We start from the raw sequence: 20,904 nt of genomic DNA, 5'->3' as shown, positions 1-20,904 counted from the left end.
GCTGAGTCGGCTCACTCGGCCGCTTGCAGAAGGTTACCGCCGCCGCCGAGCGCGGCCGTCTCCGCCCCCATCTCGCGCACCATCGACGCTAGTAATCGTGCCATTGCCGCCAACCCTAGGCCCGGCTCGGCCAGACGATCATCCAGATAGGTCGTGCGGCACACTTCGATCTGAAGCGCATGGATCCCGTCTTGCGGCGCGCCGTGGCGATCAAGCACATAGCCGCCCGAATAGGGCCGGTTTTGCGTAGCCGTGCAGCCGCGCGCTTCGAAGTGACGCAGCGCGCAGGCCATCAACCCGCGATTGCAACTGATCCCGAACCTGTCGCCCAGAACGATCTGCGGTGCTTCGCGCTCGCCGTCTGCAGGGCGGAGCGGGGGCATCGAATGCAGATCGATCAGCAGGGCCGCACCCCATTCCGAGCGAATCTTTGCCAGTTCGTCTGCAAGAAATGCGTGATAAGCGCGGTGAATCCCGGCAATTCGTGCTTTCAATTCGGCGCGTGGCAGCCGCCCGCGCCAGATTTCGCCCGATCCCGGCAGACGCCTCGGCACCAGCCCCAGACCGCTGCGCGCACGGCGATTGCAGCCCGGCCCGCTTGGCGATTGCGGTGCAAGGCCTTCGGGCTGCCCGCCTTCGACCATGTCCCAATCAATGTCATCCTCGGCCCGGTTCAGATCGAGCAGCGCGCGCGGCGCGTGAGCGACCAGCAGGCCCGCCCCGGTCGCTTCGGCGATGGCAATGCCGAGCCGGTCGACCAGGCGATCCTCCAGCCGCAATTGCGCGCCTGCCGGATCGCGCATCCGTGCCACGACCTGCGGCGGATAAGCGCGGCCTGCGTGCGGCACCGCCACCAGAACCGGCAACCGCATCCGGCGCGGGACGACAAAGCTGTAGGAAGGAGCATCATTCAGCCCCGGCACCCGCCCGCCGCTGACGCGCAAATGGTCGCCTTGCGGAAAGGCGGCGGGATCATCGGAACCGGGCGGAGAGAGACGCATCTGGACAACTGTGCTGAAGCTTTTGTGCTTGTCTGTCAAAGGCTGATGCCGGGTGCCAGCACCTATCCCGTGGTTTCGCCGCGACAGACAAAGATTTCTTAAGCCCGCCGTGTTAGTTGCCGGACATGACCGGAACCAATGCCCCGCACATCCTGCTCGCCGAAGACGAAGAGGCGATGCGCACCTATCTCGAACGTGCGCTGACCAATGCGGGTTACCGCGTGAGTGCGGTCGATCGCGGCACCGAGGCCATTCCGTTGCTCGAAACCGGCGATTTCGATCTGCTGCTGTCCGACATCGTCATGCCCGAGATGGACGGAATCGAACTGGCGCAGCGCTGCGCCGAGATTTCCCCGCGAACCAAGGTGATGTTCATCACCGGCTTTGCCGCAGTATCCCTGCGCGCCAGCCGCGAACAGCCGAGCGCACGAGTGCTGTCCAAACCGTTCCACCTGCGCGATCTGGTGCTGGAAGTAGAGCGGGCATTCGAGGAGGCCGGTTAAGCCTGCCCGAATCACTTGCGCCCTGATCGGTGCTGCGGTAATGGCCGCCTCCGCTTCGACAAGAGGCGCCGCTTCCGATGGTGCGGGCGTATAGCTCAGTGGTAGAGCACTATGTTGACATCGTAGGGGTCGCAAGTTCAATCCTTGCTACGCCCACCATCGCAAAAGCCCCGCAACTCCACAGAGTTGGCGGGGTTTTTCTTTGCCCGTCGGTTTGCGGTGAATGGCGCGCCGGTTCGGCCCTTATCACTGGAAAACTGGCCGGAGCGCCTTCCCGCCTGCGCCCGGTGTGCCTAAGCCCGCATGGGTGAGCGCAGCAATCGACATGGGCCGGGACAATACGGGGCAAAGCATCTTCATCGATCTTGAAGAGCTGCTGGCCACGCGTCTGCTGGTGCAGGGCAATTCCGGATCGGGCAAATCGCATCTGCTGCGCCGGTTGCTAGAGGAATGCGCCGGCCGGGTGCAGCAGGTGGTGATCGATCCCGAAGGCGATTTCGTGACTCTGGCGGATCATTACGGCCATGTCGTGATCGACGCCGCTGCCTATTCCCCACGCGAGATCGAGGCGCTGGCGGGCCGCGTGCGGCAGCACCGCGCTTCGGTCGTGCTGGCGCTGGAGGAGTTGGAGGTGGAACAGCAAATCCGCTGCGCCGCCCTGTTTCTCACCGCGCTGTTTGATGCCCCGCGCGAACACTGGTTTCCGGCGCTGGTGGTGGTGGACGAGGCGCAGATGTTCGCGCCTGCTGCTGCTGGCGAGATGAACGACGACACCCGCCGCCTGACGCTGTCGGCGATGACCAACCTGATGTGCCGTGGGCGAAAGCGCGGGCTGGCCGGGATCGTCGCCACCCAGAGGCTGGCCAAACTGGCCAAGAATGTCGCAGCGGAAGCTTCGAACTTCCTGATGGGCCGGACGTTTCTGGATATCGACATGCAGCGCGCCGCCGATCTGCTCGGCATGGACCGGCGGCAGGCGGAACGCATCCGCGATTTGCAACGCGGACAATTCCTCGGCCTTGGCCCCGCTATCAGCCGACGCCCGGTGGCCGTGCAGATCGGCCCGGTTCGCACTGCGGGCAAGAACGCGGCACAAGTGCTGCTGCCTCTGCCCGATGCACCCGGCGATGAAATGGAGGCGCTGCTCAATGATCGGCTCGCCGAAGCGGCAAGCGATCAGTCGGCACGCAAAGCGCCTGCGCCGCCGACCCGACCGGCGGCCGATCTGGAGCAGGCTTTGAAATCGGTGCCGACGTTGCCAGTGCCAGAGGCGAAGCCGCCGCTGGCACCGATCGGCAGCCAAGCCGACGCCAGTACTGTCAAACCGCAAGCACCGGAAGCACCCCCGCCCCGGCTGCGCGCCGTCAGCCCCGCTAGCAGTGACGATGAGAGCGCACCCGGCATAGCCGACATTGTGCGCGAAATCGCAGCCAGCGATGGTGCAACATTCCGCCCGGCCACGGCGCTGTTCCGCGATTTCGCGATTCGCTGCCGCCAGCAAGGTGTTGCCAGCGCGCATGTCGACCTTGCCCGCTTCCGCCGCCTCTTCGCCTTCGAGGTCGCGGGGGTCGAACGTCTGGCCGCACCGGCACGCGCGCAGATCGAATCCATGGCGGGCGCGGTGGATGATGATGTCCTCGCCCCCTATCTCGCCATTCTGGTGGCAGCAGCGCACGACGCGCCGATGCCCGATGAAGGCGAACTTGCCCGGCTATACGGCAGTTCGTCGCCCAGCCGCGTGCGCCGCTTGCTTGATCATCTCGAACGCGGCGGCTTGATCGTGGTGCGCGAGGATTTCGGCGGCGATCGCAGCATTACCGTTCCCGGCATGGCCGACCTGTTGCGGGAGGCAAGCGACGAATCCGCTTCGGACGACCAAGATTCTGCTGCCTCGCCTCCGTCGCGCGGCGTCGCCTGATCGGCGCACCGGCACGACCTGCCGTGCAGTCCACCGGACGCCGCGGATTTTGCAAATCACTTGCAGGGGACCCGGCTTGCAAGCGCGCCAAGCCCTGCTAAAGCCCGCGCGGGATCTTTCACGACATCCTGTTCACTCACAGGCAGCCCGCGGACGGGCGATGAGAATGGGGCCTAATAGCCATGCAGAAAATCAAAGTCGCAAACCCGGTCGTCGAACTCGATGGCGACGAGATGACCAGGATCATCTGGCAGTGGATTCGCGAAAGGCTGATCCTGCCCTATCTCGACATCGATCTGCGCTATTACGACCTGTCGATCGAGAATCGCGATGCGACCGACGATCAGGTGACCGTCGATTCGGCCAACGCGATCAAGGAACACGGCGTCGGTGTGAAGTGCGCGACGATCACGCCGGATGAACAGCGGGTCGAGGAATTCAGCCTCAAGAAGATGTGGAAGTCGCCCAACGGCACGATCCGCAACATTCTGGGCGGCGTGGTGTTCCGCGAACCGATCGTGATCGACAACGTGCCGCGGCTGGTGCCCGGCTGGACCGATCCGATCGTGGTCGGCCGCCATGCCTTCGGCGACCAGTACAAGGCGACCGACACCCTGATCCCCGGCCCCGGGAAGCTGCGTCTGGTGTTCGACGGCGAAGACGGCACCAAGATCGACCTCGACGTGTTCGATTTCCCCAGCGCCGGCGTGGCAATGGCGATGTACAACCTCGACGATTCGATCCGCGATTTCGCCCGTGCCAGCTTCAACTACGGCCTCAACCTCGGCTGGCCGGTGTATCTGTCGACCAAGAACACCATCATGAAAGCATATGACGGGCGCTTCAAGGATCTGTTCCAGGAAGTGTTCGATAACGAAGGCTTCGCCGAGAAGTTCAAGGCCAAGAACATGGTCTACGAACACCGCCTGATCGACGACATGGTCGCCTCCGCGCTCAAGTGGTCGGGCAAGTTCGTGTGGGCGTGCAAGAACTACGACGGCGACGTGCAGTCGGACACCGTGGCCCAAGGGTTTGGTTCGCTCGGTCTGATGACCTCGGTTCTGCTCAGCCCCGATGGCAAGACGGTCGAAGCAGAAGCCGCGCACGGCACCGTCACCCGCCATTACCGCCAGCATCAGCAGGGCAAGTCGACCTCGACCAACCCGATTGCCTCGATCTTCGCATGGACGCGCGGGTTGATGTATCGCGGCCGCTTCGACAACACGCCCGATGTGGTGAAGTTTGCCGAGATGCTTGAGCGGGTGTGCATCCAGACGGTCGAGAACGGCCACATGACCAAGGATCTGGCGCTGCTGATCGGCCCCGGTCAGGATTGGCAGACCACCGAACAGTTCTTCGAGACGATCGTGCAGAATCTCGAAAAAGAAATGGCAAACTGGGCTTAAGGTCCGGCTTTAGGAGGAATTTTGGCAAGCAGATCGAAAGCGCGGCTGGAAATACGTCAGGCCAAGCTCAAGGACGTGCGCGCGATCGGGGAACTCGTTCGCCGCGCCTATGACGATCTGCCTGCCTATACCCAAGGCGAGATTCGCGGGCAGATCAACAACTACCCCGAAGGCTGCTTCGTTGCCATGTTCGATGGCGCGGTGGTTGGTTACTGCGCGTCGATGCGGCTGGACGAGCGGCTGGCGCTGTCCGATCACACTTGGGATGAAGTCACCGGCAACGGCTTCGGTAGCCGCCACGATCCCACCGGGGACTGGCTTTACGGCTATGAATTATGCGTCGACCCGGCGGTGCGCGGCACCCGTCTGGGACGGCGTCTGTATGAGGAACGCCGCACACTTGCCGAACGGCTCGACCTGACCGGTATCGTGTTCGGCGGACGGATGCCGGGCTATGCCCGCGCCAAGCGCCGCAAGAGCAATCGCGCCGATACGCCGCAGGAATATCTGGACCTCGTGATCGAAAGCAAGATTCACGATCCGGTGCTGCGATTCCAGCTCGCCAACGGTTTCGAGCCGGACGGTATCCTCCCCAAATACCTGCCCGAGGACAAGGCCAGCCGCGGCAATGCGGTGCGGATGATCTGGCGCAATCCCTATGTGGACAGCGACGCGCCGCCCAAGCACCGCCTGCCGCGCGATGTCGAAAGCGTGCGCATCGCCACCTGCCAGTTGCAATCGCGTGCCGTCTCCGGCTTCGATGAATTCATGAAGCAGATCGAATATTTCGTCGATGTCGCAGCGGATTACGAGGCGGACTTCATTGTCTTTCCCGAAATGTTCACGGTCATGCTGCTGTCGGCCGAAGAGCGCGAACTGACCCCGCTCGAAGCCATCGAAACGCTCAGCGACTACACCCCGCGCATTCGGCAGCGCCTGTCGGAAATGGCGCTGGCCTTCAACATCAACATCATCGGCGGTTCGCACCCGACCCGCATGGCTGACGGGGACATCCACAATGTCGCCTATGTCTGCCTGCGCGACGGATCGATACACGCGCAGGAGAAGATCCACCCTACCCCGAACGAAGCCTATTGGTGGAACATCAAGGGCGGCGACAGCATCGACGCGATCCCGACCGACTGCGGCCCGATTGGCGTGCTGATCTGTTACGACAGCGAATTCCCCGAACTCGCCCGGAGGCTGGTGGACGAAGGCGCGCGGATCATCTTCGTGCCGTTCTGCACCGACAGCCGGCAGGGTTACATGCGCGTGCGGTACTGCTCGCAGGCGCGCGCGATCGAGAACCAGTGCTTTGTCGTGATGAGCGGCAATGTCGGCAACCTGCCCAATGTCGCAAACATGGACATCCAATACGCGCAAAGCTGCATCCTCACCCCGTGCGATTTCCCCTTCGCGCGTGACGGGATCGCGGCCGAGGCGACCGAGAATGTCGAAACACTGACAATCAGTGACGTCAACCTCGCCGATCTCAGCTGGGCGCGGGCCGAGGGCACGGTCATGAACCTCGCCGATCGCCGCTTCGATCTCTACCGGATCGAATGGGACAAGCGGGTCGGCAACATCAAGGATCCGCTTGGCGAAGAACGCGAAACAGGCTTATCGCGCCCGCTCGGGCCGCCGTCTGCAGGTGGTGGGTGACACGGGTTTTCCGCCACGCTAAGCCATAAGCGTGGCCGGCGAACTCACTCTCTCTCCCATTATGTCCGACGCGCTGGTGATCCTCGGCGCGGCGGGGATCGTGATTCCGGTATTTGCCCGGTTCCGCATCACCCCGATCATCGGCTTCATCCTGATCGGCGTGCTGGTCGGCCCCTATGGGCTCGGCTCCTTGGTCGAGCGAATACCCTGGCTTACCCACATCACGATCGACGATCCGGAGGTGCTGGTCCCCTTTGCCGATTTCGGCATCGTCCTGCTGCTGTTCGCAATCGGGCTGGAGCTGTCGTTCAACCGCCTGTGGCAGTTGCGGCGGCTGGTGTTCGGCCTGGGCGCGCTCGAACTGCTGATCATCGGCTCTTCGCTCGCCGCCTTCCTCGGCCTGACCGGCATGCTCGATTGGACAGCGGCAATTGCGCTCGGCTTTGCGCTTGCCTTCTCTTCGACCGCGATCGTGTTACCGATTTCGGGGACGCGCTCGCCGGTGGGGCGCGCGGCGCTATCGATGCTGCTGTTCGAAGACATCATGATCGTGCCGATCATCTTCATCCTCGGCGCGCTCGCCCCGGCGGCGCAGAACGACGGCTGGGGCGGGCTGGCCGAAACCCTGTGGCAGGGCGGTCTGGTGATCGCGGTGCTGCTGGTGGCGGGCCGCTTTGCCCTGCCCCGCCTGTTCTCGCAGGCCGCCCGCACCAAAAGCCCCGAACTGTTCCTTGCCGCCTCGCTGCTGGTCGTTATCGGCGCGAGCCTCGCCACCGCATTGGTGGGTCTGTCTCCAATCGTCGGTGCGCTGATCGCCGGGCTGCTGATCGCGGAAACCGAATATCACACCGAAGTCGAGATGATCATGGAGCCGTTCAAGGGACTTGCCCTCGGCGTGTTCCTGATCACCATCGGCATGAGCATCGACCTGATGGCAATCAGCGCGGACATCACTTCGATCGCGCTCGCGGTGGTCGGTGTGCTGGTGTTCAAGGCTTTCGTCACCGGCGTTCTTCTGCGAGTGATGGGCGCGCGCCGCAGCACTGCGACCGAAACCGGTGTGATGATGGCGAGCCCCAGCGAGACCACGTTGATCGTGCTGGCCGCTGCGACCGCCGCCATGGTGGTCGATTTCGAGACCGCGCAATTCTGGCAGACGGTGACCGCCATCGGTCTGACTGTAACGCCGCTGCTGGCCAAGCTCGGCCGCATAATTGCGCGGCGGGTCGACGGCGCGCCCGAGCTTCCCGATGAAGACGATAACGAGGATCGCACGATCATCGTCGGCTGCGGCCGCGTGGGACGATTGGTCGCCGACATGCTGCGCACCCACGGGCAGCCGCATGTTCTGCTCGATTCCGATCCGGACCTGATCGAACGTGCCCAGCGAGACGGTTACCGCGCCGTGTTCGGCGATGCGGGACGCGGCGATTCGCTCACCCGCCTGGGCGTCGAAACCGCTCCGGCGGTGGTGCTGACGATGGACGAGCCCGTGCTCGCCCAGCGTCTCGTCGCCAAACTGCGCAGTACCTATCCCGATCTTCTGGTCGTCGCCCGTGCGCGCGATACAGACCATGCCGCGGCGCTCTACCGCGCCGGGGCCAGCCATGCCGTGCCGGAAACGCTGGAAAGCTCGCTCCAGCTATCGGAGGCGGTGCTGGTCGACATCGGCATCGCAATGGGGCCTGTGATCGCCTCGATTCACGCCAAGCGCGACGAATTCCGCGAACAGTTGGAGCGCGAAGGTGGGCTGACCGAAAAGCCCAAGCTGCGCACAACCAACGCCGAAGCCTGAACGGCGCCATCAGACCAGCGCCGACCGACAGCCCAAGGCGACCTGTCGCACCGGACCGAACATTTTCCTCTCCCCCGCGTTGGTATCGCGAGGAGAGCAAAAATGAGCGACAACAACGATCCGGCAAAGCCGACCCCCAATGACGAGAAATTCAAGCCGCAGAACGTGAAAGGTCCGCTCAAGGACAAGGCCCCGACGGACCGCCGCGGCAGTCCGGGTGATACCGAGGGCTATGACGTCTCGCATGGCAGCGACCCGCAAACCAAGCGCACGCCTGGCAACTGAGGGCGTCACCTACAAGGCGGGCTGAGCCGCCAGCGCAGCCTTGATAGCCGAGAGCGCATCGGCGGCCTTTGCGCCGTCCGGACCGCCGCCCTGCGCCATGTCTGGCCGCCCGCCGCCACCTTTGCCGCCGAGCGATTCCACGCCAGCGCGCACGAGATCGACTGCGCTGAAGCGGCCGGTCAGGTCGTCAGTCACCGCCGCCGCGATGCTGGCCTTGCCGTCGTTCACCGCAACCACCGCCGCCACGCCCGATCCGATCCGCTGCTTGGCCGCATCGAGCAGCGGGCGCAGTTCCTTGGGGTCCAGCCCTTCGAGCACCTGACCGCTGAACGTAACGCCTGCCACGGTCTCGTCCGCCGGTACAGCCACCCCGCCCGTCGATCCGCCACCGCCAAGCGCCAGCGCCTTCTTCGCCTCGGCCAGCTCCTTTTCGAGCCGCTTGCGTTCGTCCATCAGCGCCGCAATTCGCAAGGGCACTTCTTCCGGGGTGGCCCGGATCACGCTGGCAGCTGCCTTCAACGCATCTTCTCGCGCCACCAGCCACTGCCGCGCCGCCTCTCCGGTCAGTGCCTCGATGCGGCGTACGCCCGAAGACACCGCGCTTTCGGAGATGATCCGGAACACGCCGATATCGCCGGTGGCGCGCACATGGGTGCCGCCGCACAATTCGACCGAGTAATTGCGACCGCCGGTGCCGGCGCGTCCCATGGAAAGCACGCGCACTTCGTCGCCGTATTTTTCGCCGAACAGCGCCAGCGCACCCGCCTCGACCGCGTCATCGGGGCTCATCAGGCGCGTGCCCACCACCTCGTTGGCGCGGATTTCGGCGTTCACTTCGGCTTCGACGGCAGCAATATCTTCGGGCGTCAGCGGAGCCGGATGCGAGAAATCGAACCGCAGACGGTCCTCTGCCACCAACGATCCGCGCTGCGTCACGTGTTCGCCGAGCCGACCGCGCAAAGCGGCGTGGACGAGGTGTGTGGCGGAATGGTTCGCGCGCACGCGGTCGCGCCGCTCGGCATCGACCTTGAGTTCGACCGTGTCGCCGACTGCGACCTGGCCGGCGTCAATGCGGACGTGGTGCGCGTGCAGGCGGCCCAGCGGCTTGGAGGTGTCGGTGACTGTTGCCTGCAACCCGCCGGTGCTGGCCATAGTGCCGCTGTCGCCAGTCTGGCCGCCGCTTTCGCCATAGAACGGAGTCTGATTGGTGAGCACCACCACCTCATCGCCGGCTGCGGCTTGGGCCACTTCGGCTCCGCCCTTGACGATCGCGACCACCCGGCCTTCACCCGCGGTCGAGGCGTAGCCGGTAAACTCGCTCGCGCCTTCGCGTTCGGCGATGTCGAACCAGACCTCGCCCGATGCTGCCTCGCCCGAGCCCTTCCATGCCGCGCGCGCCGCTGCCTTCTGGCGCGCCATGGCAGCGTCGAAGCCCGCGCGGTCAACTCCGATGTCGCGGGCGCGCAGTGCGTCTTCGGTCAAATCATAGGGAAACCCGTAGGTGTCGTAGAGCCGGAAGGCGATTTCGCCGTCGAGCTCTCCGCCCGATTCCATGGTGCCGGTTGCCTCGTCGAGCAGCTTCAATCCCTTGTCGAGCGTGCGGCGGAACTGGGTTTCCTCGCGTTCGAGCACTTCCTCGATCAGCGCCTGCCCTCGGCCGAGTTCGGGGTAGGCCTGACCCATTTCTGCGACCAGGCTGGGGACGAGCCGGTGCATCAAGGGTTCCGTGCTGCCCAGCAAATGCGCGTGGCGCATTGCGCGGCGCATGATCCGGCGCAGCACATAGCCCCGCCCCTCGTTGGAGGGCAACACCCCGTCGGCCATCAGGAAACTGGTCGAGCGCAGGTGATCGGCGATGACACGGTGCGATGCGGCGTGCTCCCCCTGTGCAGGCACATTGGTGAGGTTTTCCGAAGCCGCGATCAGCGCCTTGAAAGTGTCGGTATCGTAGTTGTCGTGCACGCCTTGCAGGACGGCGGCGACGCGCTCGATCCCCATGCCGGTGTCGATCGAAGGCTTGGGCAGGTCGCGGCGGGTGCCATCGGCCTGGCTCTCGTACTGCATGAACACGAGGTTCCAAATCTCGACGAAGCGATCACCATCCTCGTCCGGACTGCCCGGAGGGCCGCCGAAGATATGATCGCCGTGATCGAAGAAGATTTCGGAGCAGGGGCCGCACGGACCGGTATCACCCATCGACCAGAAGTTGTCGGCGGTGGCGATGCGGATGATGCGTTCGTCCGGCAGGCCGGCGATGCGCTTCCACAGCGAATGCGCCTCGTGATCGGTGTGGTAGACCGTGACGGTGAGCTTGTCCTTGGGCAGGCCCCATTCGCGGGTCAGCAAGGTCCAGGCGTGTTCGATCGCCTGTTCCTTGAAGTAATCCCCGAAGGAGAAATTTCCGAGCATCTCGAAGAAGGTGTGGTGCCGGGCGGTGTAGCCGACATTGTCGAGATCATTGTGCTTACCCCCGGCGCGCACGCATTTCTGCGAGGAGGTGGCGCGCGGTGCGGGCGGCGTCTCGAGTCCGGTGAACACGTTCTTGAACGGCACCATGCCGGCGTTGACGAACATCAACGTCGGATCATTGTACGGAACGAGCGCGGCGCTCGGCGTGACGGCGTGTCCGGTCTTGCCGAAATAGTCGAGGAAGGACCGGCGGATTTCGTTGGTTGAGCTCATGGTCGTGCAGTTAGGCAATGCGGGCGATTTAGGCAATGCAGCGCGCTTAGCAGGCGGTGCACCGCACGACGTCAGTGTTGCCTGCGATCCACAATCGGCAACGCGGCACATCGGCCAGCAGCAGGCTGAGCGAGCGCAACGAAAAACCGGCGCCAAACCTGCGGGGAGGTCTGCGCCGGTTTTCCGGTTTTTCGAGCGCTTGGAGACACCGGGAGTAGGACACTCCCGACACGCCCGCTTGAGGATCAGTCGTCGGAGTCCGCGTCCGGCCCCGTCATCATCTCCTCGGCGACCTTGTCGGTGCGGCTGCGAATCGCAGCTTCCAACCGGTCGCAAACTTCCGGGTTCTCCTTGAGATAGGTCTTGGCGTTTTCACGACCCTGACCGATGCGGATGCTGTCATAGGAGAACCAGCTGCCCGACTTTTCTACCAAGCCCGCCTTCACACCAAGGTCGATGATCTCGCCGATCTTGGAGATGCCTTCGCCGTACATGATGTCGAACTCGACCTGCTTGAACGGCGGGGCGACCTTGTTCTTGACGACCTTCACGCGGGTGGCGTTGCCGGTAATTTCGTCGCGGTCCTTGATCTGCCCGGTGCGGCGGATATCGAGCCGGACCGAGGCATAGAACTTGAGCGCATTGCCGCCGGTGGTGGTTTCGGGATTGCCGTACATCACCCCGATTTTCATCCGCAGCTGGTTGATGAAGATCACCATGCACTTGGAACGGTTGATCGAGCCGGTCAGCTTGCGCAGGGACTGGCTCATCAGACGGGCCTGCAGGCCGACATGCGAATCGCCCATTTCGCCTTCGATTTCAGCCCGCGGCACCAGCGCCGCAACCGAATCGACCACCAAGACATCGATCGCGTTGGAACGCACCAGCGTGTCGACGATTTCGAGCGCCTGCTCGCCGGTATCGGGCTGCGAGATGATAAGCTCGTCGATATCGACGCCCAGCTTTTTGGCATAGACCGGATCGAGCGCATGTTCGGCATCGACAAAAGCCGCGGTGCCGCCCGCCTTCTGCGCCTCGGCGATCACGTGCAGGGCCAGCGTCGTCTTGCCTGAGCTTTCCGGGCCATAGACCTCGATCACGCGCCCCTTGGGCAAGCCGCCGATGCCGAGCGCGATATCGAGCCCGAGCGAGCCGGTCGAAATCGCTTCGACCTGCATGGTTTCCTTCGAGCCGAGCTTCATCGCCGAACCCTTGCCGAAGGCACGGTCAATCTGGGCAAGAGCAGCTTCGAGCGCCTTTTGACGGTCCACGTCTTTTTCCTTCTGTACCAGCTTCAATGACGTAGCCATCGCACGCGCTCCTTCGCTTGCCTAGAGGCGATCGCCGGTTTTCGACGATCGTCCTTGGACATCGATGTATCGCGTTTGTTCCGATAGAACAAGTGGGGAACGAAAATAATTTCCTACAGCGCCTGCAAATGCTTGCCGCCGATCACTTGGCTGTCGCTTCGGCCTCTGCCTGCTCGGAGCGTGCGTGTCGCAGCACGGCCCCCACCTTGTCACCGATAGAAGCGACACTGAAAGGCTTGGCGATGAAGTGCATATCCGGAATGTCTATGTCGCGGCGCAGTTGTTCCTCGGCATATCCAGACATGAACAGCACAGGCATTTCGGGCAGTTTCGCCCGGATCGCGCGCACCATTGCCGGGCCATCCATGCCGGGCATCACCACGTCGCTGACGACGATATCGAAGCTGGCATCGGGCTCGGTAATCGCCACCAGACCTTCCTCGCCATTGGCGCAGGACGTCACCTCGTAACCTGCCCGCGCCAGAGCGCGTTCGGCGACCGCGCGCACCATGTCTTCATCTTCCACCAGCAGCACCTTGCCGCCCGCCGACCATTCGGACGAGATAAGCGGCGCCTTCACCTCGCGCTTCTTCGGCACCTCGCCGCGATGAACGGGGAAGTAGACGGTGAAGCGCGCGCCTGTCGGTCGGCCTCCCTTGTCAGTGATGTTGTCGGCGAAGATGAAGCCGCCCGATTGCTTGACGATGCCATAGGCGGTCGACAGGCCGAGACCGGTGCCCTTGCCCTGTTCTTTGGTGGTGAAGAACGGCTCGAACAGTTTCGGCAGCACGTGCGGCGGAATGCCGCCGCCGGTGTCCTGCACGATCAGCACGGTGTAATCGGCGGCGGGCAGCACTTCTGAGCCCAGCTGCACCACTTCGGTCGCATGCAAGTGGCGCGTGAACAGCGAAATCCGCCCGGTGCCGTTCCCGCGCACTTGGCCGCCGTTCCCCTGAATTGCGTCGCGGGCATTCACCGCCAGGTTCATGATCACCTGTTCCATCTGCTGCGGATCAGCCCGCACCGCGCCGAGATTGCGATCATGCTGGACGTAGTACGTGATCTTTTCGCCGAGCAGCCGCTTGATCAGCGGGCTGACCTCGCTGACCACGTCGGGCAGCTGGATCACCTCCGGGCGCAAGGTCTGTTGGCGCGAGAACGCCAGCAGCTGGCGGGTCAGCGCAGCGGCACGGTTGGAATTGGCGCGAATCTGCTGGATGTCGTCATAATCGCTGTCACCCGGAATATGGCGCAGCAACATCAGATCGCAGGTGCCGATGATCGCGGTCAGCACATTGTTGAAATCATGCGCGACCCCGCCCGCGAGCTGGCCCACGGCCTGCATCTTGGTGGCCTGCGCGACCTGACGTCGCAACTGGTTCTCCTGGCTCGAATCGGCAAGGCTCAGCAGCACTGCGCCCTCGCCCAGCCCGCGCACCCCGGCCAGCCCGAGCGAGACCGGCTCTTCCGGGCTGTTGACCAGCCGCACCGCCACATCGCCGCTGGTCGCCGGTCCGCGTCCGTGGCGGCGCACCGCATCGGACAGCGCGGCCTTATCCTCGCGCACCACCAGATCGGTGGGGAAGGAGGGAAGACCCCGCCCTTCGCGATCAACCGCGCGCAGGAACGCCTCGTTGCCGAACAGGAAGCGGCCGTCGCGATCGGTCATGGCGAGGCCGAGCGGCAATTGTCCGAGCAACGCATCGAGCTGCGCCACCCCGGCCTGCGCCGCGCCGTCCCAGCCGCTGCCGATCCCCACGCCGCTGTCGATAAGCAGCATCAGCGAGGTTGCCTCGTCCGGCCCGGCAGGCCGCTCTTGTGTCGCAGGATCGATCAGCGGAATGTCGACCAGCGTCTGCGGCGTGCCCCCGCGCCCTTCGCGGGCGAAAAAGATGCGGTCGCGGTCGTCGGTGCGCAGGAAACTGACGAAATCCTGCCCGGCCAGAGTCGCACTGTCATCGCCCGCCGCACGTTCGGCGAAACCGGAACTGACCATGCGGATCACGCCGTCAGCAGTGGTGATTGCGGTCTCAATCCCGGCGCGGCTTAGCATCTTGCCGAACGGACCCGAAAGGTCGAGCGCGCCGAGGCTGACGCCGCTGGTGCGCGGACTCTGACGCAGCCGCCAGACGAGGTGATCTTCGCCCCGCCCTGCGCGGGTGACGGATACCTGCCAGTCGCTCTCGCCGTCGGGCGCCGGCAGCATCTCGAGCGTGCCGGACCCGTCGCGCCAGACATCGCGGGCCAACCGGGTCAGCGCCTCCAGCGCCTCACGGTCGAACGGCAGCGCAGGCGGCGCAGCGGCGGCGCCGAAGCTGTCGACAAACAGGCTGTTGGCGCACACCATCCGGTTAGCGCGATCGGTTATGGCGACCGCCTCTCCGCTGCGTTCGATCGCGGCGACGGTTACCGTCCAATCGGGCGTGGCGAGCTGGTTTTCGGTCGGAACGTCGCGCCGCCTGTCCATGATCACCACACCGCCCAGCAGAACGCCGACAGCCAGCGCGAAGACCAGCGCCACCAACCAGCTCGCGGTGGCGAGATACAGCAGGACAGTGCTGAAGATCAGTGCCGCCGCCAGAACCATCAGCAGCCATGACGACGGCGCGTTGGCCATCGCCGCGCCCGGATCAACGACCGCCGGGGTAGTGGGTTTTGAATCTCGGCTGTTCGGCTTGGACAAGCGGCTCGTTCCTGTTGCTGCATTTCAGCCCGCGGTGTGGTCGCGGGCACTGCCCGTACCTAGTGCGAGCCGAGCCGCTGGTCGAGCCGGGCCTCCATCACCTTCAACCGTTTGGCCCGTTTCCGGGCCACCACGGCGCGCCAGATCCATCCGGACAGGAAATAACCCACCGATGGGGCGATCACCGCCATCACCGCAAAGCCGAAAGCGGTGGTTCCGGCCATCTGGAAGAAATCGGCGACCATGCTCCACGCCCCGGTATCCATCGCGGTGGACGCCAGCGCGGGGCCATCGGCATCGATCCGCAGAGTGAAGTTGCCGACCTTGTTCGCCACCACCAGCCAGAACGGCAAGGTGAAAGGGTTGGTGACGAAGGTCACCAGTGCAGCCAGCGGCACATTCGCCCGTGAAGGCAGGGCAAGAAAGGCCGCGAGGAAAATCTGTCCGAGCGGAATGATGAAAGCGGCAAACAGCCCCAACGCTACCCCGCGCGGCACCGATCGGCGGGTGAAACGCCACAATTCGGGCGACAGAAACCGGTGAGCAATGGGCGCTAGATACTTGTTGTTCGCCATTTCCTCACGCGAAGGCATGTGCTTGCGCAGCATGTCCATCGCCCAGGTCTTGGAATGTTTTGCCGGCGGCTTCGAGGTGCCGGGCCGATCGGGATCGGAGGATGTCACAGACGCACTCCTCCGCCGCGCTCTGGCGCAGGCATCCCAAAAGGTGAATCGGCAAGGTTCATGAAGCCACCATGTAGTGCAATATGGGTAGCAAGGCGTTTCTGACCAGTAGGTGAATCCGTCCGCAAGCCGGAATTTTTTCATCCCTACTTCCGCATCATCCCCTGTCCCGCATCAATCGTGCCTTGTCGCGCTTCCAGTCGCGATCCTTGATGGTCGCGCGCTTGTCGTGCGTCTGCTTGCCCTTGGCCAGCGCGAGCTCGACCTTCGCCCGGCCAGTGCTGTTGAAATAGACCGATAGCGGCACCAGCGTCATGCCCTTGCGCTCGACCGCGCCGAACAGTTTTTCGATCTCGCGTTCGTGCAGCAGCAGCTTGCGCGGGCGGCGCGGTTCGTGGTTCAGGCGGTTGCCATGGCTGTATTCGGGGATGTTGGCGTTGATCAGCCACACCTGCCCGTCCTTCACCTCGGCATAGCTTTCGGCAATGCTCGCCTCGCCGGCCCGCAGCGCCTTGACCTCGGTGCCCTGCAAGGCGAGCCCGGCTTCGAACTTGTCCTCGATATAGTAATCGTACCGCGCACGGCGGTTTTCGGCGACAGTCTTCAGCTTGTCGAAGGTAAGGGGTTTCGGGCGTGCCATAAGGTCGGGCGATGTAGGCGCGCAGCCGGGAAAAAGCGAGAGGGTTCGGGCGGATTTGCTTGGCGAGCGGGCGATGGACGCAGTAGACGGGCGTTCTGACGCATCGCAGACAGGGGTGCAGCGGACGGGGGGCGAGCAATGCAAGGTATGGAACCGGAGCCATTCGCCATTGCGGGTGCAACGATAGCCCCCGGCACCGCGCGCGATGTCGCCTTCCAGATCACCACGCTGGCCACCGGCACGCCTTCGGCATTGGCGATCCGCGTGTTGCACGGAGCAAGGCCCGGCCCGGCCGTGTTCGTCAGCGCGGCGATCCACGGCGACGAGATCATCGGCACCGCTATCATCCAGCGACTTGCGCAGGAATGCGATCCGCAAACCCTTGCCGGCACGTTGCTGCTGGTGCCGGTCGCCAACATCTTCGGCTTCATGACCCGGTCGCGCTATCTGCCCGACCGCCGCGATCTCAACCGGTCGTTTCCCGGTAGCGCCAATGGTTCGATTGCCGGACAGTTGGCGAACATCTTCTACCGTGAGGTGGTGGGGCGCTGCACGCTCGGCATCGACATCCATTCCGCCGCGATCCACCGTTACAATCTGCCGCAAATCCGTATCGCGGCGGGCAATACGCGGCTGATCGAACTGGCGATGGCGTTCGGCGCGCCGGTCATCATGGAAAGCCCGCTGCGCGACGGGAGCTTGCGCGATCTGGCCCATAAGCAGGGGGTCGACATGCTGCTGCTGGAAGCGGGAGAGGCGCTGCGGTTCGACCGTCTATCGGTCGAGACAGGCGTTGCCGGGGTCAACCGCGTGCTGGCGCATCTGGGCATGATCGAGGCGGATGACGGCCTTACCGAAGTCGGCATCCCGGCTCGCGCCAACCGTTCGGTGTGGGTCCGGTCCCCGCGCGGCGGTGTGGCGCATTTTGTCCGCGAATCCGGCGATCCGGTGCGAAAGGGCGATGTGCTGGGCTGTGTCACCGGATTGTTCGGCGAAGATGCACAGGACATGGTCAGCCCGGCCGATGGCATTATCATCGGCCACGCCACCCTGCCGGTGGTGCACCAGGGCGATGCCTTGTTCCATATTGCCGAAATCCCCCACCCCGAACGCGTCGGCGCACGTATCGAAAGCATTACCGCAGCGATCCTGGCAAGCGAGCCGCAGGGGGCGCCAGAGGCGCTACTGGATGAGGATGAAGTGGTGTGATTTCGCCTTTTCGCGTGATGAACGCGGAAAGTAGGAGACACATGAGACACTGTCCAGGAAGCGAAAACCCTGCCCCGGACGCAGCTTTGCAAACGGACAGAACGGCTGCGCAGGATCGACGGGCAAGGCATAGGAGGCCAGCCTACCCGTAATGGCGGCGCGTAGGAAAATCCTATCCTGCCAACACTCCGGACGACACCAGCGCTTCGTCCACGGCATTCTTCGCCTCGTCCGAGCATTCGACCAGTGGCAAGCGCACTTCGGCCCCGATCCAGTCATGCACGCGGCTCAATGCATATTTTACCGGCGCGGGGCTGGCGTCGGAGAACATCGCATAATGCAGCGGGAACAGGCGGTCGTTCAACTGCCGCGCCTTCTGCAATTCATTGGCGGCGATTGCGGCATGGAATTCCGCGCACAGCGCAGGCGCGACATTGGCCGTCACCGAAATCGCTCCCCTGCCGCCTGCAGCAGCATGCGGTAGCCACAATTCGTCATTGCCGGAAAGCTGGCAGAAATCGCGCCCGATCCCCATGCGGTGATCGGCCACGCGCGAAAGATCGCCGCTGGCGTCCTTGATCGCGATGATCTTGTCAGGATAGCGCCGCACCAGTTCGACCACCGTGTCATCGAGGATGTCGGTGACCGTGCGGGCAGGCACATTGTAAAGCACGATCGGCAGGTCGCAGTTTTCCGCCAGATAGCTGAAATGGGCGATCAATCCGGCCTGGCTTGGGCGGTTGTAATAGGGCGCGACGCACAGCCCCGCAGCCGCGCCTGCCTTTTTCGCGAAGTTCATGTGCAGCGCAGCGTTGCGGGTGTCGTTGGAACCGCAGCCCGCAATCACCGGCACGCGGCCCGCTGCCTGTTCGATACAGACTTCGATCACGCGGTGATGTTCGGCATTCGACAGGGTCGAGGCCTCGCCCGTGGTCCCGCACGGCACCAGCGCGGCGCTGCCGTTGTCGATCTGCCAGTCGACCAGCCGCCGGAACGCGGATTCATCAAACGCTCCGCCGCGAAAAGGAGTCACCAAAGCGGGTATCGAGCCGCTGAACATTGCTTTTGTCCTGTCATGACCAGTAGACGGGGAAAGGATGCGAAAAATCTCATCCACCCCTCTTCGTTAAGCGCCTACTAAGGAGCCGACCGGCACTATGTCCAGCATGGTTCACATTCCCTTGCAAAAGACCCGCTGCGCCGCCCTTGCTGGACTGGCGGTGCTTGGCGGCGCCGCGATGCCGCTTGCGGCGCAGACTTACACCCAGCCCGCGGGCACCAGCGACCTTGTCGCCCGCCAGCCCGGCGCAATCGCTGCGGCAGTGGCGCGATGGGAGGTGCTGCAGGCCAGTCGCGAGCTCGGGTTCATGGATTACGCCGGTTTCGTGCTGACCTATCCCTCGTTCCCGCGCTCCGAAATCCTGCGCCTGCGCGCCGAGGCCGCGCTCGAAAGCGAAGCGCCGCCGCAGGCCGATCTGCTGCGCTATTTCGAATCCAATCCGCCGCTGACCAATCCGGCACGTGCGCGCTATGCGCTGGCGCTGGCTGGCGCGCAGCGGGCAGAAGCCTTCACCGAGGCGCGCAAGGCATGGCGCGGCGGCACGATGAGCGATCCGGCCGAGCTTTATCTCGCCGGTCTGTACGGATCGCAGTTCACGCCCGAGGATCACGCGCTGCGGATGGATTCGCTGCTGTGGCAGGGCAAGGCCGAGGCGGCAGCGCGGCAGCTGGTCAATCTCGATCAGGCCGATCGCCCGCTGGCGCTCGCGCGGTTGGCGTTGCTGCGCGGAACCACGCCTGAACAGGCCGGGGTGGCGGTGCCGCAAGGCGCGCTGACCGATGCGGGCTATGTCTTCAATCTCGTCAATCACCTGCGCGCCTCGCGCCAGATGGGCGAAGCGGCGCGCGTGCTGATCACCGCCCCGCCATTCGTGCGCCCGGCCCGCGATCCTGCGGACTTCGTCGGCGACATGCTCGCGGTCGCCAAGGCTTCGGGTTCGCGTGAAGCTGCGCAGATCGCCGCGCGCGGGGACGATCTGTTCGCCCCCGGCACCGACATCTCGCAAATGTCATTCACCCTGCGCGATCGGTATACCGATCTGATGTGGCTGGGCGGGACAAGCGCGCTCTGGAACCTCGGCGACGGCGCGGCTGCCGCACCGCTGTTCCAGCGTTACGGCGATGCCGCGCGCACTCCGCTGACCAAGGCGAAGGGATATTACTGGGCCGGTCGCGCCGCACGCCAATCGGGCAACGAAGCGGCGGCGCGGGTCTATTTCGAGAACGCTGCGCAGTGGCCGCATTATTACTATGGCCAGCTGGCAATTTCCGCATTGGGCCAGCCGATGCCGGCATTCGATCCGTTGCCCGCTGTCACGATCACACCCGAAGCGCGCGCCCAATTCGAAGCGAGCCCGCTGGTGCAGGCGATCCGCGCGCTGGCCGTGAACCGCAGAGACTGGCGCACCGAGCGGCGTTTCTTCGAAGCGCTGGGCGACGAGGCCGATACGCCGGAAGAACTCACCATGACCGCGCAGCTTGCTGCCGAAACGGGTCTGCGCGAAATGGCGGTGGTGATCGGCATGAAGGCAGGCGAGCACGGGCTGACGGGGTTCGAACGGATCGGGTTTCCCACCATCGAAACCCCGGTGGTCAATGACTGGACGATGGTCCATGCGATCAGCCGTCAGGAAAGCGAATTCGACCGCACCCGCGTTTCCCACGCCGGGGCGCGCGGGGTGATGCAGCTGATGCCCGGCACCGCGCGCGAACAGGCGGGCAAGCTGGGGATGCAATATATGAGCGCCAACCTCACCGGTTCGCCCAGCTATAATATCCAGCTGGGCGATGCCTATTTCGCGCGGATGATGAGCTATTACGGCGGCGCCTATCCGCTGGCGGCGGGCGCTTACAATGCCGGGCCGGGACGCGTGAACCAGTGGCTGCGGCTCAATGGCGATCCGCGCCGGGGCGAAATCGACTGGGTGACATGGATCGAGAAGATCCCGGCCAATTTCGAGACGCGCTATTACATCATGCGCGTGATCGGCAATGCCGTGACTTATTCGCACATGTATCCCGATGAAGCCGGGTTGCCGCGCCCCGTCGACGCCTTCCTGCGCTGATC

The 20,904-nt window shown here is 64.2% G+C and carries 15 protein-coding genes and 1 tRNA gene; 9 read left to right on the top strand and 7 right to left on the bottom strand.

Going from position 1 to position 20,904, the window contains the following annotated elements; translation table 11 throughout:
* Window positions 1-11 precede the first annotated feature (11 nt).
* Window positions 12-1,001, bottom strand: a complete 990-nt coding sequence (locus tag Q0L48_RS00575) for an N-formylglutamate amidohydrolase (RefSeq protein WP_296716105.1) — start codon at window positions 999-1,001, stop codon at window positions 12-14.
* A gap of 125 nt (window positions 1,002-1,126) precedes the next feature.
* Here Q0L48_RS00575 and cpdR point away from each other — a divergent pair, with 125 nt between their 5' ends.
* The 7 genes from cpdR (at window position 1,127) to Q0L48_RS00540 (ending at window position 8,570) form a co-directional block, all read left to right on the top strand.
* Window positions 1,127-1,504 carry a cell cycle two-component system response regulator CpdR gene (gene cpdR / locus Q0L48_RS00570; protein ID WP_296716103.1) on the top strand — a complete coding sequence of 126 codons (378 nt, stop codon included), beginning with the start codon at window positions 1,127-1,129 and terminating at the stop codon, window positions 1,502-1,504.
* An 84-nt stretch (window positions 1,505-1,588) separates the two neighbouring features.
* A tRNA-Val gene (locus Q0L48_RS00565) sits at window positions 1,589-1,663 on the top strand.
* 148 nt (window positions 1,664-1,811) lie between these two features.
* The gene (locus tag Q0L48_RS00560; protein WP_296716100.1) at window positions 1,812-3,422 is read left to right on the top strand and encodes an ATP-binding protein; all 1,611 of its coding nucleotides are present in this window, start codon (window positions 1,812-1,814) and stop codon (window positions 3,420-3,422) included.
* 182 nt (window positions 3,423-3,604) lie between these two features.
* Complete coding sequence (locus Q0L48_RS00555; RefSeq protein WP_296716098.1) at window positions 3,605-4,828, top strand: NADP-dependent isocitrate dehydrogenase; 1,224 nt, start codon at window positions 3,605-3,607, stop codon at window positions 4,826-4,828.
* Between the two features lie 21 nt (window positions 4,829-4,849).
* Window positions 4,850-6,490 carry a bifunctional GNAT family N-acetyltransferase/carbon-nitrogen hydrolase family protein gene (locus tag Q0L48_RS00550; RefSeq protein ID WP_296716097.1) on the top strand — a complete coding sequence of 547 codons (1,641 nt, stop codon included), beginning with the start codon at window positions 4,850-4,852 and terminating at the stop codon, window positions 6,488-6,490.
* Between the two features lie 31 nt (window positions 6,491-6,521).
* Entirely contained in the window at window positions 6,522-8,285 is a 1,764-nt protein-coding gene (locus Q0L48_RS00545) for a cation:proton antiporter (protein ID WP_296716095.1), read from the top strand.
* Window positions 8,286-8,387: 102 nt separating this feature from the next.
* Complete coding sequence (locus tag Q0L48_RS00540) at window positions 8,388-8,570, top strand: hypothetical protein (RefSeq protein WP_296716093.1); 183 nt, start codon at window positions 8,388-8,390, stop codon at window positions 8,568-8,570.
* A gap of 9 nt (window positions 8,571-8,579) precedes the next feature.
* On the opposite strand, the gene alaS is transcribed toward Q0L48_RS00540, so the two are convergent.
* The 5 genes from alaS to smpB form a co-directional block, all read right to left on the bottom strand.
* Window positions 8,580-11,252 (bottom strand): alanine--tRNA ligase, encoded by a 2,673-nt coding sequence (alaS, locus tag Q0L48_RS00535; RefSeq protein WP_296716091.1) that lies wholly within the window; start codon window positions 11,250-11,252, stop codon window positions 8,580-8,582.
* A gap of 245 nt (window positions 11,253-11,497) precedes the next feature.
* Window positions 11,498-12,562: a recombinase RecA gene (gene recA / locus Q0L48_RS00530; RefSeq protein WP_296716089.1), complete on the bottom strand. Its 1,065-nt coding sequence runs from the start codon at window positions 12,560-12,562 to the stop codon at window positions 11,498-11,500.
* 142 nt (window positions 12,563-12,704) lie between these two features.
* Window positions 12,705-15,179 (bottom strand): response regulator, encoded by a 2,475-nt coding sequence (locus tag Q0L48_RS00525; RefSeq protein ID WP_296716088.1) that lies wholly within the window; start codon window positions 15,177-15,179, stop codon window positions 12,705-12,707.
* Between the two features lie 125 nt (window positions 15,180-15,304).
* Window positions 15,305-15,838 carry a DUF2062 domain-containing protein gene (locus Q0L48_RS00520; protein WP_296717065.1) on the bottom strand — a complete coding sequence of 178 codons (534 nt, stop codon included), beginning with the start codon at window positions 15,836-15,838 and terminating at the stop codon, window positions 15,305-15,307.
* A 247-nt stretch (window positions 15,839-16,085) separates the two neighbouring features.
* Window positions 16,086-16,568: an SsrA-binding protein SmpB gene (gene smpB / locus Q0L48_RS00515; RefSeq protein ID WP_296716086.1), complete on the bottom strand. Its 483-nt coding sequence runs from the start codon at window positions 16,566-16,568 to the stop codon at window positions 16,086-16,088.
* A 138-nt stretch (window positions 16,569-16,706) separates the two neighbouring features.
* Here smpB and Q0L48_RS00510 point away from each other — a divergent pair, with 138 nt between their 5' ends.
* The gene (locus Q0L48_RS00510; RefSeq protein ID WP_296716083.1) at window positions 16,707-17,777 is read left to right on the top strand and encodes a succinylglutamate desuccinylase/aspartoacylase family protein; all 1,071 of its coding nucleotides are present in this window, start codon (window positions 16,707-16,709) and stop codon (window positions 17,775-17,777) included.
* A 172-nt stretch (window positions 17,778-17,949) separates the two neighbouring features.
* Here Q0L48_RS00510 and dapA read toward each other — a convergent pair whose 3' ends face one another.
* Complete coding sequence (gene dapA / locus Q0L48_RS00505) at window positions 17,950-18,837, bottom strand: 4-hydroxy-tetrahydrodipicolinate synthase (RefSeq protein WP_296716081.1); 888 nt, start codon at window positions 18,835-18,837, stop codon at window positions 17,950-17,952.
* Window positions 18,838-18,934: 97 nt separating this feature from the next.
* Between dapA and Q0L48_RS00500 the strand changes: the two genes are divergently transcribed.
* The gene (locus tag Q0L48_RS00500; RefSeq protein WP_296716079.1) at window positions 18,935-20,902 is read left to right on the top strand and encodes a lytic transglycosylase domain-containing protein; all 1,968 of its coding nucleotides are present in this window, start codon (window positions 18,935-18,937) and stop codon (window positions 20,900-20,902) included.
* Window positions 20,903-20,904: the final 2 nt, after the last annotated feature.

The sequence above is a fragment of the Erythrobacter sp. genome (genome assembly GCF_024305245.1).
In the GTDB taxonomy this organism is placed as follows: domain Bacteria; phylum Pseudomonadota; class Alphaproteobacteria; order Sphingomonadales; family Sphingomonadaceae; genus Erythrobacter.
Note: the sequence above shows the minus strand (reverse complement) of the source record. Positions and strands in the feature narration are given on the sequence as shown.